Here is a 699-nt window from a genome sequence, read left to right on the forward strand (position 1 = left end):
ACACATTTTATATACCAATCGTTATATGTAATTATTGTGTTAAATTTGCTTTTATAAGACACAAGTTCATTCTGCTAATGTTTTTATATAAAAAGATAATTTAATTAAATATAACATTCAGTATATAAAAATTGACGAATAATGTTAACTCTGTGTTTATCGTCTGCTTGCAAAATGATGTTAATCGTTATTAGATTTGCTTAACCCATGTTTGAAGCTTTTAAACAACACCTCCGAAATCATGTCGAAATATCAGATGAAGATCTGGAACGAATCTGCGTGGCCAGTGTAAAACGCTCGATCCGTAAATGGCAGCCCCTTTTACAGGACGGCGAGGTTTGGCGCATCAACTGTTTCATCGTCACCGGATGTTTTCGCCTATATAGGTTTGGGGAAGATGGCACAGACCATACGCTTAGGTTTGGAGTGGATAGCTGGTGGATAAGTGATCAGGAAAGCTATAACAATGAGAAACCATCTGATTACAACATAGAAGCTCTCGCTGCCAGCATAGTGCTCATCTGGACTAAAGAAAAATGGACAGAATTAATGGAAACAATTCCGGCACTGAAGAAATTCAACGAAATTTTACTTGCCAAAAGTTACGAGGCGAGTCAGCGCAGGATCTTTTCACTGATCAGCTATTCGGCTGAAGAAAAATATAATGAATTTCAAAAAACATATCCAAATGTTTTCAAC

Annotated in this window: 1 protein-coding gene; it reads left to right on the top strand. The window is 36.5% G+C overall.

The window, feature by feature from the left end; all coding sequences use genetic code 11:
- Positions 1-207: 207 nt before the first annotated feature.
- Positions 208-699, top strand: a 492-nt coding sequence (locus AAGC65_RS19440; RefSeq protein ID WP_343114125.1) for a cyclic nucleotide-binding domain-containing protein, incomplete at its 3' end; no start/stop codon positions are given.

This window comes from Mucilaginibacter sp. (assembly GCF_039207105.1).
GTDB lineage: Bacteria > Bacteroidota > Bacteroidia > Sphingobacteriales > Sphingobacteriaceae > Mucilaginibacter.